Origin of the sequence: Methylosinus sp. KRF6, assembly GCF_018887255.1 — a bacterium.
GTDB lineage: Bacteria > Pseudomonadota > Alphaproteobacteria > Rhizobiales > Beijerinckiaceae > Methylosinus > Methylosinus sporium.
The window spans coordinates 1,229,046-1,245,789 of record NZ_JAHLJF010000001.1 but is presented as its reverse complement, the minus strand read 5'-3'; the positions used below and the strand labels follow the sequence as shown (position 1 = coordinate 1,245,789).

General features: G+C 61.4%; 12 protein-coding genes and 2 pseudogenes. 5 read left to right on the top strand and 9 right to left on the bottom strand.

The features are described from left to right. Nucleotides 1-468: 468 nt before the first annotated feature. Nucleotides 469-1,119: a TetR/AcrR family transcriptional regulator gene (locus tag KP010_RS06020; RefSeq protein WP_216280551.1), complete on the bottom strand. Its 651-nt coding sequence runs from the start codon at nt 1,117-1,119 to the stop codon at nt 469-471. A 144-nt stretch (nt 1,120-1,263) separates the two neighbouring features. Here KP010_RS06020 and KP010_RS06015 point away from each other — a divergent pair, with 144 nt between their 5' ends. Genes KP010_RS06015 through KP010_RS23045 form a run of 3 tightly spaced genes read left to right on the top strand, consistent with a single transcriptional unit; the run spans nt 1,264 to nt 2,440 of the window. After that, nucleotides 1,264-1,554 carry a DUF1330 domain-containing protein gene (locus KP010_RS06015; RefSeq protein WP_216280550.1) on the top strand — a complete coding sequence of 97 codons (291 nt, stop codon included), beginning with the start codon at nt 1,264-1,266 and terminating at the stop codon, nt 1,552-1,554. A 58-nt stretch (nt 1,555-1,612) separates the two neighbouring features. Next, complete coding sequence (locus tag KP010_RS06010) at nt 1,613-2,176, top strand: carboxymuconolactone decarboxylase family protein (protein WP_216280549.1); 564 nt, start codon at nt 1,613-1,615, stop codon at nt 2,174-2,176. Nucleotides 2,177-2,215: 39 nt separating this feature from the next. Then, complete coding sequence (locus KP010_RS23045; RefSeq protein WP_256448887.1) at nt 2,216-2,440, top strand: GFA family protein; 225 nt, start codon at nt 2,216-2,218, stop codon at nt 2,438-2,440. A gap of 1 nt (nt 2,441) precedes the next feature. Here KP010_RS23045 and KP010_RS06000 read toward each other — a convergent pair. The 4 genes and pseudogenes from KP010_RS06000 to KP010_RS23230 form a co-directional block, all read right to left on the bottom strand. Further along, nucleotides 2,442-3,056, bottom strand: a pseudogene (locus tag KP010_RS06000) (IS3 family transposase); the annotation flags it as partial. Beyond that, nucleotides 3,050-3,178 (bottom strand): annotated as a pseudogene (locus KP010_RS05995) (IS701 family transposase); the annotation flags it as partial. The pseudogenes KP010_RS06000 and KP010_RS05995, both read right to left, overlap by 7 nt. 1,254 nt (nt 3,179-4,432) lie before the next feature. Next, on the bottom strand, nt 4,433-7,693 hold the full coding sequence (locus tag KP010_RS05990) for a plasma-membrane proton-efflux P-type ATPase (protein WP_216280547.1): 3,261 nt from the start codon (nt 7,691-7,693) through the stop codon (nt 4,433-4,435). 399 nt (nt 7,694-8,092) lie between these two features. Continuing rightward, entirely contained in the window at nt 8,093-8,542 is a 450-nt protein-coding gene (locus tag KP010_RS23230; RefSeq protein ID WP_371824195.1) for a hypothetical protein, read from the bottom strand. A 143-nt stretch (nt 8,543-8,685) separates the two neighbouring features. On the opposite strand from KP010_RS23230, the gene KP010_RS05980 reads away from it, so the two are divergent. Further along, a protein-coding gene (locus tag KP010_RS05980) for an IS3 family transposase (protein ID WP_371824194.1) occupies nt 8,686-9,818 on the top strand; the annotation gives its coding sequence in 2 pieces (ribosomal slippage) (nt 8,686-8,941 and nt 8,941-9,818; 1,134 coding nt in all). Between the two features lie 35 nt (nt 9,819-9,853). Here the strand turns inward: KP010_RS05980 and KP010_RS05975 are convergent. From KP010_RS05975 to KP010_RS05965, 3 genes are all read right to left on the bottom strand, one after another. Continuing rightward, entirely contained in the window at nt 9,854-11,299 is a 1,446-nt protein-coding gene (locus KP010_RS05975) for a bifunctional enoyl-CoA hydratase/phosphate acetyltransferase (protein ID WP_216280545.1), read from the bottom strand. A gap of 32 nt (nt 11,300-11,331) precedes the next feature. Next, nucleotides 11,332-12,096, bottom strand: coding sequence for an enoyl-ACP reductase FabI (gene fabI, locus KP010_RS05970; RefSeq protein ID WP_216280544.1), 765 nt, complete (start codon nt 12,094-12,096; stop codon nt 11,332-11,334). 80 nt (nt 12,097-12,176) lie between these two features. Continuing rightward, complete coding sequence (locus KP010_RS05965; RefSeq protein ID WP_256448886.1) at nt 12,177-14,132, bottom strand: alpha/beta hydrolase; 1,956 nt, start codon at nt 14,130-14,132, stop codon at nt 12,177-12,179. A 281-nt stretch (nt 14,133-14,413) separates the two neighbouring features. On the opposite strand from KP010_RS05965, the gene KP010_RS05960 reads away from it, so the two are divergent. Next, nucleotides 14,414-15,670: an IS110 family transposase gene (locus KP010_RS05960; RefSeq protein WP_216280543.1), complete on the top strand. Its 1,257-nt coding sequence runs from the start codon at nt 14,414-14,416 to the stop codon at nt 15,668-15,670. Between the two features lie 158 nt (nt 15,671-15,828). Here KP010_RS05960 and phbB read toward each other — a convergent pair whose 3' ends face one another. Beyond that, a complete protein-coding gene (phbB, locus tag KP010_RS05955; RefSeq protein ID WP_216280542.1) occupies nt 15,829-16,551 on the bottom strand; it encodes an acetoacetyl-CoA reductase in 723 nt (240 codons plus the stop codon). Nucleotides 16,552-16,744: the final 193 nt, after the last annotated feature.

The window sequence follows — 16,744 nt, the reverse complement described above, 5'->3', positions numbered from 1 at the left end:
AAGTGAAGAATTGGTTCCGGATTGCGCCCCGCGCCTCGGTCTCGTCGACCGCTAAATCCGCAAGGTGTAAAGTTGCATGGAATAAGGATGTCAGGAGCCATTTTGGCGTGAGAATTCGATGTGAAGAAAATCAATGATTTGATAGAAAGCCAGTGATTGAGAATATCCATTTAATTCGATAATATGGCTTGCTGAAGCCAGCTAATTTGAGAATCTGCTGTTCCAACATTTCTATAGAATTGCGAACAGCGACGCACGACACAGCCTAGTTTTCCGGCCAAAGCGACGTGGGAAGCCATCAAACGTGAGAATATTATCGGTCAATATTATCACGTTTGATGGCTTTTTGGATTCGGATTCCGATATTCTCAAGCCAAGATGGCTCCTGACAGCCGTTTGCGCTCTTGGGATTGGATACCGACAACGACACTGTGTTCATGAGCTTCAGCCAAGCTTGTCCTTCGCAAGCTACGAGTCATTCTCGAGGCCCTGGAGGGCGTTTTGGCCAGTCGCCCCCTCCTCGCGCAGAACGCCATAAGCGGCGAGCGTCGCGCGCGCCGCGGGCCAGAGGACGGCCCTGTCCGGTACTACCTTGGCCATCATGTTGAGTCCTACCAAAAATGTCATAAGCGCCAGCGCGCAGGCCGGAATGTCGGTATCCGAAGGTAGCTCGAACCGGGCGACGGCAGCGCGCAGAAGCGCCTCGATACGCTCCACCCGCGCGATCAGATGCGCCGCGATTTCGGCGCCGAGATCGTCGACGGGCGGGCACAGCGCGCCGACGCTGTTGACCAGCAGACACCCCTTCGCCTCGGCGTCCGCCGCCAATGTCTGGCACACGGTCCTGAAAGTCTGGGTAATCAGTGCGCAGACACTGCCTTGCTGAGGCATTTGCGCCAGCGCGCGGTCTGGCGAGCCATCGAGATAGCGGCCGAGCGCTTCGAGGAACAGCGCCTCCTGACTGTCGAACGCATTGTAAAAGCTCGACCGCGTGATCCCCAGACGCTCGGACAGGGCCTTGACCGAATTGGCCTGATAGCCGTCGCGCCAGAACGCTCGCATCGCGGTATCAAGGGCTGCGTCTCGGTCGAACTGCGGGGGTCTGCCGGGCTTGGGCATTTTGTTTGTACACCTATGGACAAAATGTTGGGCAGGTTTTATACATCGCTGCACATAACCTGTCCGCCGGTCCTTGTCGACCGGGTTCGCCGGTGGCGGGTTGCGCGATCCTCTCTTTCAACGTCGATCTTCAAGGAGCCCCCAATGACCGCGTTCTTCATCGTCGCCACTACCGTCAAGGATTCTGAGAAGTACCAGGCCTATCTACAGGGCGTCGGGCCGACTCTTGCGCCCTTCGGCGGCAAGGCGCTGCTGCGGGGCAAGGCTATCGATGCCCTCGCCGGCAAACTGACCCACCAGACGGTCGGTGTCATCGAATTTCCGGACATCGACGCGCTCAACGGCTGGCATGCGTCGGAAGCCTGTCAGGCGCTCGTCCCGCTGCGCACGCAGGCCGCGGACATGACCATCACCAGCTACGTGGCGTCGGCCTGATCCGGCCTCGCCCCGACCGTTCTTGACCTCAAACGATCCGTTCCAGGGACTTCCCTTCATGTTCACCTATCACGATGAGACCACCGCCCCCGCCGCGTCGCTCCCGCACATCGCGGGCGCGAGGGCCATGTTCGGATTTCTGCCCAACCTGCACAAGGTGCTCGCCGAATCCCCCGCCGCTCACGAGGCCTATTCGACGCTCTACAAGCTGGCGACCGAGAAGACCGGTTTCACCCCGATCGAGGCGCAGGTCGTGCTGATGACCTCGAACTTCCACAACCGCTGCCACTACTGCATGGCCGGCCACTCTCTGATCATGTCCATGCTGAAGGCGCCGCAGGACGTGATCGACGCGCTGCGCGAAGGCAGACCGATCGCCGATCCAAAGCTCGAGGCGCTGCGCCGCTTCGCCAGCCAGTTGCTCGAACAGCGGGGTCATGTGGGAGACGATACGCTGCAGGCGTTTCTCGATGCTGGCTATACCCGCGCGCAGGCGCTCGACGTGCTCGTGTGCTTGTCTGCGAAACTCATCTCCAACTTCACCAACGCGCTCGCCCATACCGAGCTCGACGTGCCGATGAAGGCAATGGAATGGACGCATCCGCACGTCAGCGCGGTGTGATAAGGCCTGTCGATCTGTCGCGATGCAGGAACGACTGAGATGCGGACGTACAGTGGAAAATGTCTTTGCAGCGGCGTTCGCTTCACGGCGACCGGACCGCCGGTCATCGTCGCGCAATGCCATTGCGAAGAGTGTCGGCGATTGAGCGGCACGGGCCATTCGGTGGGGGCCATGCTTCGGACGGACGCGGTTGTCCTGAGCGGCAAGACAAGCGAGTTCGTCTATCTGAACCGCGCCGGGATCGCCGGAGGCCATTTCGTCTGAGTCACGCCGCGATGGCGGGCTCCTCGAGTTGCGCATAATAGCGCGCTTCGGCTTCTGCCGGCGGAATGTTTCCGATCGGCTCCAGCAGTCTGCGATTGTTGAACCAGTCGACCCATTCGAGCGTGGCGAACTCGACCGCCTCGAAGCTTCGCCACGGCCCGCGTCGCCAGATCAGCTCGGCCTTGTAGAGTCCGTTGATCGTCTCGGCGAGCGCGTTGTCGTAGCTGTCGCCGACGCTGCCGACCGATGGCTCGACGCCGGCCTCGGCGAGGCGCTCGGTGTATTTTATAGAGACGTATTGAACGCCGCGGTCGCTATGATGGACGAGGCCGCCGCTGTGAACCGGCCGACGATCATGCAGCGCCTGCTCGAGCGCGTCGAGCACGAAGCCCGCATGCGCTGTGCGCGAGGCGCGCCAGCCGACGATCCGCCGAGCGAAGGCGTCGATCACGAAAGCTACATAGACGAAGCCTTGCCAAGTCGAGACATAAGTGAAGTCGGACAGCCACAGCGCATTCGGCCGCGCCGCCCGAAATTGCCGGTTCACCTTGTCGAGCGGGCATGGAGCCTTGCGGTCGCTCACCGTCGTTTTGACCGGCCGGCCGCGCACGCATCGTCGTCGGCCAACGTCTCCAGCGCATAGTCGCGCACAATGTCACGCAGCGTATCCGCGTCCCAACGTCCGCGGCCCAGAATGGCCTGTTGTCGCCATGGCCCCGGATCGCCGGTGGCCGCCGCAAGCCGCTCGCTCGCTACGGCGCTATGAAAAGCGCGCGTCGCGAGCCGCTTGCTCCCGAGCTGCTACACCACCGGTGGGGGCACGACCATCCCACCAGCCGCGGCCCTCGTGGTTGACGATCAGGATTTCTCCCCGTCCGTGCCAATATTTGAAGCAGAGCTTCGTACTCTACTCTGCGATCGAGCCGCCGCGCGGCGTCCGGCACTCCAACAGCGCCGTGCGAGATTTCGATCCCCTCGTCATGTCTGAGGTCTCTCGGCGCTCCGTCAGGCTTCACAGGAAGGGCCGGAGGCCTCGAATCCTCCTTTCCCTTTCCCAAAACGTCGGCAGAGCGCGCAGCGGCCGCCGATCACTTCCGGGGCGACGAGTTCGCTGCGAGCATTCTCCTTCGTAATCACCCGGATTCGCTCGAAACCCGCTGCTATAGGAGCAGAATAGCAGAAGCGTAGACGAGAGAAGCGACATTAGCGATACATCTGAAATTTCCTCAGGGGGGGTTGAATCAGCGCCACTCTTGTCTAGCTGGTCGAATTAGGAGCCTCTTGGAGGAGGCGTCTAGGAAGCGCGGGTGCATGCGGGCGGCGGCGTCTAGCGACAGCGCTGTCGTTTGCATGCATTCGCAAAATTAGAAACATCTGGCCATGATCAAAGTCGAATTTGAACGACAAGTCGCAGCCTGCCTATTGGAAGTCCTTCAACGGCGGCTCGAACTCATCCATCAGATCGAAAATCATCACCCGCAGAGGCTATCGACATCGACTCAGGCAGAGCGGTCCGCTCTCTGTCCGGCGATCGTCGCACTCGAGCATGCACTCAAGCGATCAGCTTGCCCGAGAACGGCGGACGTCCCTTAACGGGAAATGCGAGCACAATTTCTGCTGATAATATTTCGATTCTTCGTATTATCCGTTCGGCGCAACCGCCAAAAAAAGTGTCCGAACCGCTGAAAATCCTCGGAACAAAAGCAAAGGTTGTCGAGTCGTGTCACGGAGTAACGTGTGTGATGCGAACTTGAGTCGGGAGGAACTCCGGGAGCAGTCGGCGCATGCGAGTGCTTGACCATCGCTCGCATGCGCGCTGACCAATATGCGAAAGGCGCGCATGGCAAATGATCTGCGTCCCTTCGCCGTCCAACCACACGATCTAAGGAACGCAGCAGCGAAATTTCTCCGCGTTCGCACCAAGTACGGTTGCGGTCGTCCAGCGACTTTCGTCGCGTTTCCTCGAACTCCTCGACGCTGCGACCCGTCGCGCTACGGGCCGCGGACTGCGCCTTGGCCTTCATCCGGCTCGTAACGCGGCTCCGCGGCGCTCGAAACGATTCGCTGCGGCGATGCCAGTGCGAGGCCGAGGACGAGCAGAGCGACGAGGCTCAGAGTCATCGCGTTTATCCCCGCGACTGCAATGAGGCCGAGCAGGCTCGCGGCCAAACCCGCGAGCATTTGGTTCTTCGCAAAAGCCTGGTCCATTCTTCTCGTCAGAATTTCGCGTCCGGTGAATAACACCGGCGCCCAGGCGAGGATCGCAAGCTCTAGCGCGTACAAGCGCGACCGCGAATTCCCGCTCAGAACGAATGCGACTCCGAAACCGATGATCGCGGATGGCGTAAGAACCGTGACGGGACCGCCGAGTAGAACGAGCGCGCCCAGGAGCGCGCCGCCGCCGCCGATCAGCGCAACGCCCAGCCAGCTGACGACGCCGAACGGATCGGCCGGAACAGAAGCGGCACTCGGCAAGGAAGCAAGCCTCGCCGAGTCGACCAGCAGCGCCCTTCCACGCAACAGCAGAGCCAGACCGAGAACGACGGTCGCAACCGCAGCCATCACAGTCGAAGCGAACCCCGATAGTCCGATCATGGTCAAGCCCGATATGGCGACGCCGGCGGCGAGATCCGCGAACTGGATGGGCGCGACCCTTACGAGGTGCAAGGGAACCGCTGCTCGACCTGGACGCCCGCCTGCGCGCGCAGGACGCGAGCGCCGCCGAGCTTCGCGAATGGGACGTCTTTCCCTCCTGCGGTCGAGGATATGGTAGGCGCCGAGCTTGACCGCGTCCATCGCCAGCATCCACACGATATCATAAGCCCAGATGAGGCCGATCGCGGCCAAAGAGATTGGCTGCATGAGCCAACCGAACCAAACGAAGAGCACGCCGACGATCTGTGTCGCCACGACCGCCGACAAAAGCTGCCAAGACGGGTGTGGACGTCGCCAAAACGGACGGCGCGTGCGGCTGACGAGCAGAAGCAGATGGCCGCCGACGATAAAGCGCAAGAACATCATCGTCTGTGTTTCGGCAACGCCGATTCCGAAGACAGAGCGAGCGAGAATAAACAATGCGAAGCTTTGAGCGAGCGCCAGCGTCCCGAACATGACAGAGATGATCAGCAGGCGGTCCATCTGCCAGCGAACCGGTTTCGGACTCAATTCCGTATTGTCCCAGGCGATGGTCATGATCGGAATGTCATCGAGCAACGCCAGCAAGATAATCATGATGATCGTCAATGGATAATCATAGTACACGATCATCGTCAGCACCACGAATACCATGATGCTCAACGTCATGGCGATGCGATAGATCGTGTAGCTCGTCATTCGAGCAAAGATGCGTCGAGCCTCCTCCACGGCCTGGACGATGACCGATAAGCCAGCTTCGATAAGGACGAGGCTGGCGGCGTCCCGAGCGGCTTCGGTCGCGCCGGAGACTGCGATTCCGACCTCGGCCTGACGGAGTGCGGGCGCGTCATTGACGCCGTCGCCAGTCATGGCGACGATATGGCCCTTGTCCTGCAACGCCTTGACGATGTTGAACTTATGCTCGGGAAATACTTCGGCGAAGCCATCGGCTTCCTCAATGGCGCGCGCCAAGCGCGGACCACCGTCTTCGTTTCCGCCTTGAAGCAGCGCCGCGGCAGGATGAATATTTGTCCCCAAACCGACCTGCCGAGCGATCTCACGGGCGATCGCGGTGTTGTCGCCGGTCACCATCTTGACGATGATTCCATGATCGCGCGCATTCGCGAGCGTCGCCTCGGAATCGTCACGTGGGGGATCGTAAAGCGGCAAAACTCCCAAAAGCCGCCAGCTCGCGCCATTGTCGTCCGAGCGCGCCACGCCCAATGTCCGGAATCCCTTGCGAGCGGCTTCGTCGATCGCCTTATTGGCGCGCTCGAGCGCATCTTCTTGCAAATGGCACATTTCGACGATGACCTGAGGCGCGCCTTTCGTCACGGAGAAGACTGTTTCGTCGGCCGCTTTCACTGCGGCCTCTGTGCGCTTATGTTTCGGATCGAACGGCGTGAACCGCGTCTGGCGATAAGGCTCGAGCGCTTTGGCGTCAGGCAAGGCCGCGATCACCGCATCGTCGATCGCGTCTCGATTCTCCTTCTTCGAAGCGAGCGCCGCGGCCAGGATCAACTCGGCTGCGTCTTGCGCCTCGAAGATCACGGGATCGCCCGCGGTGAGCTTGTTCTGCGTCAAAGTTCCCGTCTTGTCCGCGCACAGGACATCGACCCCGGCCATCTCTTCGATGGCCTCCAGGCGAGACACCACGGCCTTCATCCTGGAGAGGGCGAGCGCGCCCAGAGCCATGGTCACCGACAGCACCGCAGGCAAGGCGACAGGAATGGAGGCGACCACGACAATCAGCACGAAAGAGAGCAGTTGCAGCAATGCTACGCCGCGATAGATCTCGACGACGACGAGGAGCGCGGAAAGAGCTATGGCGCTGATGACGAGAGTATTGCCGATGCGGAGAACGGCGCGTTGGAAATGGGATTCCGCGCCCGCACTTTCCACCAGCTTTGCGGTCCGACCGAAGAAAGTGTTCGCGCCCGTCGCGCACACGACGGCAATCATCTCGCCTTCTTTGACGGCCGTGCTGGAATAAGCGATATTTCCCTCATTCTTGGTCACTGGCAATGATTCGCCGGTCAGCGCAGATTGGTCGACGGAAAGATAGTCGCCTTCGAGCAGCTTCACGTCCGCAGGCGTTATGTCGCCCAGTTGAATACGCACCACGTCGCCCGGCGCAAGATCGGCGGCGTCGATTTCGATCCATCGATTGTCTCGTCGCACACGCGCCTTCAGCGCGAGCTGTCCTTTCAGCGCGTCGAGGGCGTCGGCGGCCGATTTCTCCTGCCAGAAGCCGACTCCGCCGTTGATGAACAGCATGAGGAGAATCACGCCGAAGCTGCGCCAGTCCTCGTTCACCGCCGAAAGCACAGCCGCAACTTCGATCATCCAGGGAATCGGTCCCCAGAAATACGTCAATAGGCGGCGCCACAATGGAACGCGTTTTTCTTCGAGAGTGTTGGGACCATAGACGCCGAGGCGACGGCGGGCTTCCTCGGCGCTCAATCCTTCGGGCGCGCTCTCGAGCTTCGCCAGCGCCTCCTGCGCGCTCAGCTCGGCGAAGGCGTCGGCGCTCTCGCCTCTGCCGGGCTTTTGCTGTGCTGCTCTCTCGCGCGGATCCTCAGAGGCGGAGCTGTCGATTGCTTTCGAGTCCTTCGCCATGGCCGACCCCGTCGTGGATTGCGGAGCGCGTAGTTGCGCTCCTGTGATCCGTTCAGCTTGCTTGATCGTCACACTCGCCGCTTTTTCAAGTTTGACCTGTCCGTTCGGCGGCGCAGCTCAGCGCCCTCACCGTCGCGCTGTCGAGATCAGAGCAGCAGATTCCATGTATGGCGCGCGATCATGAGATCCTCGTCCCTCGCGATAACCCATGCGGAAGCTCGGCTTTCCGGCAGCGAAATGCGCGGCCCGCTCGCCGCGTTGCCGCTTCGTCGAGTTCTATCCCGAGCCATCTCGCTCCCCGAGACCACCGAGCGCCGCCGCCAAGGAGCCGCGCTCTCGTCCAATACTGTATATGAAAAGCTCGACCGCTTGTTTCGCTAGCGGGTCGCCGCTCGCCATCTACGTCCGCATGTCGTCACTGACGCCAGAGACGCCCAACAGGCCGGACGCGCTGTAGAGAAGCTCGCTGACTTCCCGAACGCTCATTCCCTTCTGTCCGATCAGGTAGAGCACCACGCCCGGGTCGAGAGCGCCACAGCGGTGGCTCATCGGACGCCCGTCGAGCGCGGTGAACCCCATTGTGGTGGCGACGCTTTTGCGTCTGTGCAGCGCGCACATGCTGGCGCCGCTGACGAGATGGGCGGCGACGATTCGACCATCGGCCTCCGTCGGTCCCATCGCTTCGGGAAGGACGCTCGCGATATATTCATACGAAACACCATGGAAACCGTAACGCCGAACGCCTACGTCGGCGAGCGCGCGCGGCCGGCCCGGTCTTTCATCGGCGGGAAGGAGCGCGAACTTGACGCTCGAGGAGCCGGCGTTGATCGTCAATATGGCGTCGCTCATGTCCTGGCTCCCGCCTCTCGACGCGCGAGCAGCAGCGCGATTGCGCAGGAGGCGAGAGCTGGCCTCGCAAATTCGGACAGTAGCTTGAGTGGATTTTCTGCCTGACAGCGGCGAGGATTCTCGCTGCGAATCAGGAGCATTCGATGACGAAGAAGAGCCGCCGGACGCATTCCCCGGCGTTTAAAGCGAAAGTGGCTTTGGCCGCGATCAAAGGCGAGAAGACGCTGGGAGAGCTGGCGCAGCAATTCGACGTTCATCCGAACCAGATCACGACGTGGAAGGGCCAGCTTCTCGAAGGCGCGGCAGGAGTTTTCGGTCAGGAGAAGCCGGAAGCGAAGGAGGCGGCCGTCGATTTGAAGGCGCTGCACGCCAAGATCGGCGAGCTCACTCTGACCAACGATTTTTTGTCCGGCGCGCTCAGCAAGGCCGGCCTGCTGAGCGCAAAGCGATGATCGATGGCGCTCACGAGCTTCCGATCGTCCGCCAGGCGAAAGCGCTCGGCGTCGCCCGCAGCTCGGTCTACTACAAGCCGCGACCGGCCTCCGATGAGGATTTGAAGCTGATGCGCCGCCTGGACGAGCTGCATCTCGAATATCCTTTCGCCGGAGCCCGGATGTTACGCGACTTATTGAACCGCGAGGGCGTCAGCGTGGGCCGTCGGCATGTGGCGACGCTGATGAAGCGCATGGGGATCGAGGCGATCTATCGGCGACCAAATACGAGCAAGCCGGCGCCGGGACACAAGATTTATCCCTACCTCCTGCGCGACGTGAAGATCGAGCGGCCCAATCAGGTCTGGGCGACGGACATAAGCTACATTCCGATGCGGCGCGGCTTCGTCTATCTGGCGGCGGTCGTCGACGTGTTCAGCCGGCGCGTGTTGGCGCATCGGGTGTCGATCACCATGGAAGCCGATTTTTGCGTCGAGGCGCTCGAGGAGGCGCTGGGCAAACATGGCAAGCCCGAGATTTTCAACACGGATCAGGGCAGCCAGTTCACTAGCATCGACTTCACGAGCGTGCTGCTCGACGCGAAAATCGCCATCAGTATGGACGGCAAGGGCGCGTGGCGCGACAATGTGTTTGTCGAGCGGCTGTGGCGCAGCGTCAAATATGAGGAGGTCTATCTGCGCGCCTATGACAGCGTGTCCGAGGCGCGTGCTTCGATCGGCCGATATCTGGCCTTCTACAACGAGGGGCGCCCACATTCGAGCCTTGACGCGCGCACGCCCGACGAGGCCTACTTCGGCGAACTGGAAACGGCGATGGCCGCATGATTGTCGCCTTCGATTTTGTCGCAGCTCTGGTCGGGCTAAAGCCCTCCCGCCGCCGCGACAAAATCGAACCGCCCCGTGTTCAGCAAATCCCGGCAGGAATCCACCTTATTTTCGCGGGGCGCTGTCCAAATAAGCGAGGCCAGCTCTGCGAGACGGGCGAGGGGCTTGTCGGCGCGACTGGTGAGAATGATCGGCGCGCGCGCTCCCACCACGATCCCGGCCACTTGCGAATCGGCGAGATATTCGAGCTGCTTCGCCAGCATGTTGCCGGCGTCGAGATCCGGCGCGACGAGGATGTCGGCATGCCCGGCGACCGGCGATTTTATGCCTTTCGTCTCGGCGGCCTCCGCGGATATCGCATTGTCGAAAGCGAGCGGCCCATCGATGATGCCGCCGGCGATCTGTCCCCGATCCGCCATCTTGCACAACGCCGCCGCGTCCATCGTCGATTTGATTTTCGGCGAAACCGTCTCTACCGCCGCGAGGATCGCCACCCGCGGCCCCTCGACGCCGAGCGCCTGCGCGAGCTCGATCGCATTTTGGATGATATCGGCCTTGTCCTCGACAGTCGGATAGATGTTGATTGCAGCGTCGGTGACAAACAACGGCTTCGGATATTCCGGAACGTCGATCACGAAGACATGGCTCATGCGTCTGGCGGTGCGCAGCTTTGCTTCGCTGACGATCGCGCTCATGAATTCTTCCGTATGGAGGCTGCCCTTCATCAATGCTTCCACTTTTCGATCTCGCGCGAGCGCCGCCGCCTGGGCCGCCGCCTCATGGCTGTGCTCCGTCGGTGCGAGCTCATACGCGGAAATATCCACCTCGGCCTTTTCCGCCACAGCGCGAATCTTGGCTTCGGGACCTATCAGGACGGGGATGATGAGCTTTGCTCTCGCGGCCTCGATCGCGCCGAGAAAGGAGACCTCGTCGACAGGATGGACGACGGCTGTGCGGATCGGCTCCAGCCCGCCGCACCGCTCGAGCAGGCGACGGAAATGACGGCCACGCTCGCGGAACTCCGGCTCGGGCAAAATCACCCGCTGGCGCGATATTTTCTCGACTGGCGCGATGACTTCGGCGACGCCGTCGATGACGACCTCACCGCGCTGGTTTGTCGCAGCGCAGTCGAGAACGACTCTGTGGCTGTCGTTCTTTTTGGCGACCTTGACGGTCACGGTGATGGCGTCGCCGAGCCCGACCGGCTTTCGAAAACGCAGCGTCTGCCCGAGATAGATCGTGCCCGGTCCTGGAAGCTCGGTGCCGAGCACGGTCGAGATCAGGGAGGCGCCCCACATGCCATGCGCCACGACCTTGTGGAACATGTCGCTTTTGGCGAATTCACGATCGACATGGGCCGGATTGACGTCGCCGGACATAACGGCGAAGAGCTCGATATCCTTGTCGGTGAGCGTCCGCGCGATGCTGGCCGAATCGCCGATGCGCAGCTGGTCGAAGGTTCGGTTCTCGATCTTGTTCATTTACGGCCTCCGATCGAAAGCGAGGCTGCGAGTCACCCCAGAATATGGTAGCCCGCATCGACATATTCGATGTTGCCGGTCAGCGCCGCAGCGGCGTCGCTTACGAGAAAGGCGGCCACATTGCCGACGTCCTCGATCGACACGAGCTGGCGCTCCGGCGCACGCAAACGTGTCCTCTCGAGCAGCTCGTCGAACCGATCTATGCCCGACGCCGCTCGCGTCTCGAGCGGGCCGGGAGACAGCGCATGGACACGAATGCGCTTTTGTCCCAACTCGGCCGCCAAATAGCGCACTGTGCTCTCGAGCGCGGCCTTCACCGGCCCCATGAGATTGTATTCTTCTACGACCTTTTCCGAGCCGTAGAAGGTAGCGGTGAGCAGGCATCCGCCATCTGACAAGAGCGGCTCGGCCAATCGAGCCATGCGAATGAAAGAATGGCAAGACACGTCCATCGCCAGCGCAAACCCCGCCTGCGAGCAGTCGACGACCCGACTATGAAGATCCTCCTTCGGAGCATAGGCGATAGAGTGCAGCAGAAAATCGAGGGCGCCCCAATCGGCGGCGACCCGCTCGAACACGGCCTCGAGCTGGCCGGGCTCACGAACGTCGCAGGGAACAATTATGGGGCTTTGCAGCCGCTCGGCCAGCGGTCGGACATAGGGTTCCGCCTTGGCATTGAGATAAGTGATCGCCAACTCTGCGCCGGCGTGGCTGAAAGCCTCGGCGCAGCCATAGGCGATGCTATGGTCGTTGGCTATACCGAAGACCAGTCCCTTTTTGCCGAGGAGTTGCGACATGAGCACTCTCCTATGATCCGGCCGGCCCATTTGAACTCGGCTCCTCGCGAAACCGCGGGAGGCTTCGTGGAGGCTGCGGATCAGCGCTCCAAGACGTATGCGCCCGGCGCATTTTCGAGCGAGGGATATCCTTTTTCGGGCGCGCCCAGAGCGGGAGGAGAAGCGCGTCCACCTGATCGAGCGTCGAGCCAGGAAACCCAGGCCGGCCACCACGATCCCTCTTCGGCCTCCGTTCTCGCGCGCCAAGTGTCAGGGTCGACATATTGGGTGTCAGCCGCGCGATGGCCGATTCGGTAACGCCGACCCTTGTGGCCCGGTTCGCTGACGATGCCGGCGTTGTGGCCGCCGCTGGTCAGAACGAAGGTCACGTCGGTGTCGCTGACCAGATTGATCTTGTAGACCGAGCGCCATGGCGCGACATGGTCTCTTTCTGTGGTGACGGCGAAGATCGGAGCGCGGACGTCGCTGAGCACAATCGGCTGTCCATCGACCTTATAGCGGCCTTCGAACAGATCGTTGTGGAGGAAAAGACGGCGCAGATATTCGCAGTGCATGCGATAAGGCATGCGCGTCGTATCGGCGTTCCAGGCCATCAGATCGAACATGGGCGATCGACGCCCTATCAGATACTCATGCGCCACGCGAGACCAGATGAGATCGTTCGATCGCAGGAGCTGGAACGCTCCCGCCATCTGTCTCGTGTCGAGATAGCCTTGATTCCACATCATGTCTTCGAGATAGTTGAGCTGGCTGTCGTCGATGAACAAGCTCAGCTCTCCAGCCTCGGTGAAATCCGTTTGCGCCGCCAGTAGAGTGACGGAGTTCAAGACAGAGCTTTTTTCCCTTGCCAAATATGCGGCAGCGATCGACAGAAGAGTTCCACCAAGGCAGTAGCCGACCGCATCGACCTTGCATTTCGGTACGATCTCCCCGACGATCTGAAGAGCGTCGAGAACGCCGAGCCGAAGATAGTCATTGAAGCCCAAATCTCGATCTTCGATATTCGGATTGTGCCATGAGATCATGAAGACGGTATGCCCGTGATCGACGAGATATTTGACGAGGGAGTTGTCCGGCGAAAGATCGAGAATGTAATATTTCATAATCCAGGCCGGCACGATGAGCACCGGCACCGCGCTGACATCAGATGTCGTCGGCGCATATTGAATGAGCTCGATCAACCTGTTGCGATAAATCACTTCGCCTTTCGTCACCGCCACTTGTTCGCCTGGGCAAAAGTTTTCCGCGCCGATCGGGAGCTTGCCGGAGATCGTTCGTTCCCAGTCCGCCCAGAAATTCGTCGCTCCACGAACGAGATTTTGTCCGCCCTCTCGAATCGTCGCGCCGAGAACCTCGGGATTGGTGGCAATGAAATTGACGGGGGAAACCACGTCCAACAACTGCCGTGTGCCGAAGGCGACGACCTGCTCATGATGCTGCGATACCCCGCCGATGTTCGTCATAGCGCCGTGCCACCACTGCTGCGTCAGAAGGAATGACTGGTAGATCAGATCGAACGGCAGTTGCCGCCAAGCGTCGCTTCTGAAGCGATGATCCTGCAGCAAAGGTTCGATGCAGGGAGCGCAGGCCGGGTCGGACGCCCGATGCACGAGATAGGTCAGAAACAGGATTGTCTTCTGCCCGATTTTCTCGGCCAATTGCTGATGTTTTCCAGGAGACGCCCAAAAATGGATCGCCCAATCCGCATAGGCGATCCATAGCGCAAATGGAGAAAGGCCGAAAGTCAGACGTCCCATGCCGGCGTGGAGCAGCCGGTCGAGATTGGAAGAGGATTTCGCTCCGGCGCGAAGATCCGGCTGCCGTCGCTCATTCCGCGCCGATCCGATTTCCTGGACTCGGGCCGATGGCTCGAGCTGCGGAAGTCGAACGACCGTGCGCCATGCTTCGAAAGTAGCATCGATGAGCGCAGTCAGCGGCCATGTACTCACCTGCCGATCAGGCTTTTCATCCATTGCTGCTCCTCCCGAGAGCCTCCAGTCCGTTATGAGACGCCCACCCCCCTGTACCGTTCCCAAGGTTCATGACGAGCAGCGCGCGGTCGGGAGCGCGACGCGGAGCGTAGCGCAGCAAAGCGCTTCCGACCGCGCGCGCCGAAAGACCGAGACCGAGCTACTCTCCTGGATCGAGCCGACCCGCCGGGAGCGACCAATCGCCCCCTGTGTCCTGAACACCTGGGGGGGACCTGTGCCCCGGCGGGCGGCCGCGATGAATGCCCCGTGGGGAGTCCGCGCCTTCGAGCGCCAGTACAGGGAATGGCTGACATCGCGGCGGCTCCGTGGACACGGGGGGCTTCGAGATGGAGGATGAGAATAACTGGTTCGTGGGCGTCGATTGGGCTTCGCAGACGCACCACGTGCGCCTGTCGGACGCCAAAGGCGCCAAAATCGGCGAGCGCGCCTTCGAGCATGGCGGCGAAGGGCTGAAGGAGATGGCCGACTGGATTCTCAAGTCCACCGGCGCGCCGCCCGAGGCCGTGATGGTCGCCATCGAAGTTCCGCATGGCCCCGTCGTGGAAAGCTTGATGGAGCGAGGTTTCCGCGTTCACGCCATCAATCCCAAGCAGCTCGATCGCTTCCGCGATCGCTTTTCGCCCGCCGGCGCCAAGGACGACAGCCGCGACGCCGAGGCGCTCGCCGACGCATTGCGCACCGATCGACGCTGCTTCCGGTTGCTGGCGCCGCTCGATCCAGTGGTCGTCGAGCTGCGGGAATGGTCGCGCATCGCCGACGAGCTGCGTGTCGAACGCACCTGTCTTTCCAATCAGGTCCGTGAGCTGCTGTGGCGCTATTATCCGCAGTTTCTCGAACTCTGCGACGACGTCGCCGCCGATTGGGTTCTCGAGCTGTGGCGTCTCGTTCCGACGCCCGACAAGGCCAGGCGCGTGCGCGAGCCCACGGTCGAGCGTCTGCTCAAGCGTCACCGTATCCGTCGCATTACCGCCGCCGGGGCGTTGGAGCAGCTGAGGGCGCCCGCCATCTCCGTCGCCGCCGGCACGGTCAACGCCGTGACCGGGCAAATCGAAGGCGCCGCCCAGCGCCTCGCCCTCGTCAATCGCCAGATCCGCGAGGCCGACAAGCGCCTCGATCGCCTGACCGAAAAGCTCGCCGGCGGCGAGGAGACAGCCGAGGGGCAGAGAGAAGAGCAGCGCGACGTGACGATCCTGCGATCCTTGCCGGGCGTCGGAAGGATCGCCCTCGCCACGCTGCTCACAGAAGCTCAGCACGCTCTGCAACGCCGAGACTACCATGCGCTGCGCTGCCTGTCGGGCGTCGCGCCGATCACGAAACGGTCGGGAAAGAGCAAGATCGTGCTGATGCGCCAAGCCGCGCATGTTCGACTGCGCTACGCCGTCTATCACTGGGCGCGCACCGCCGTGCAGCATGACCCGAGAAGCCGGGCCAAATACGCCGCCCTCCGCGCCCGAGGCCATGGTCACGGACGAGCCCTCCGCTCGGTCGCCGACCGCCTGCTCGCCGTCGCCTGCGCCATGCTCCAGACCCGGACTCTCTTCAATCCAAATCTCCCCGCGAAAATCACCAATCCCGGCCCATGATCACGCTTTACAAACGGTGGGGAGTCCCCCCCCGCGTCGAGGTCGGCGAACGGTACAAGCGGACATTGTTCGGCTCGGACGCTCTCCAGTGAGCGTGCCCCAATTGCCTCCGCCGAAGAGCATGGTGACCAGGCCCTGCGTCGGGGTCGCACGTCGGGCTATTGCATATATTTGCCGCCGTTGATGGAGAGCGTTTCGCCCGTGACGAATCCCGCTTCGTCGCTGACGAGGAACGTGACGCCGCGCGCTATTTCTTCCGGTCGCGCGAGACGCCCGATCGGCACGGTTGCCACAATTTTCGTCAAGACATCCGGGGGCATAGCCGCAACCATGGCGGTGTCAGTATATCCGGGCGCGATCGCATTGACGGTAATGCCGCGAGATGCGCTTTCGAGGGCCAGGGCTTTGGTGAAGCCGATGATCCCTGCCTTGGCCGCGGCATAATTGGTCTGGCCGAATTGGCCGGCGAGAGCGTTGATCGAACTGACATTCACGATTCGCCCAAATCGCCTTTCTCGCATACCCTCGATCACGGCTCGGCACATGTTGAAGCACCCGCCGAGATCGACGTCGATCACGGAGCGCCACTGCTCATGAGTCATCTTCTGTAGCGTCGCGTCCCGCGTGATTCCTGCATTATTGACCAATATTTCGATCGGCCCGATCGCTTTCGCTATTTCCGTGACGCCACCCTGGCATGCGTCGAAATCCGCTACGTTCCACTCGTATGTCGGAAGCTCTGCTTCCTTGGAAAAGATTTCGGCATCTCCTTGGTTCTTGAAATAGGTTGCAGCCACCCGATAGCCAGCTTTCGAAAGAGCTCTGCAGGTAGCTGCGCCAATGCCGGTCACGCCGCCTGTCACGATCGCTGCTCGCGCCATCGCCAATTCTCCTTCTTTCTCGAATGCGCAAGGACGCGGTCTGGCCACTTCCATACCAAAGAGGGACCACCTTGGCTCACGCGCAACGGAGTGCTGGTGCGGTCGAAGCCCGTCACCGTCTTCGCAAATAGTTGGCTGCTCCGGGAAATCCATCGCTGCGCCCGACCGTCAAAAGAATCCTGATGTCTTGCGG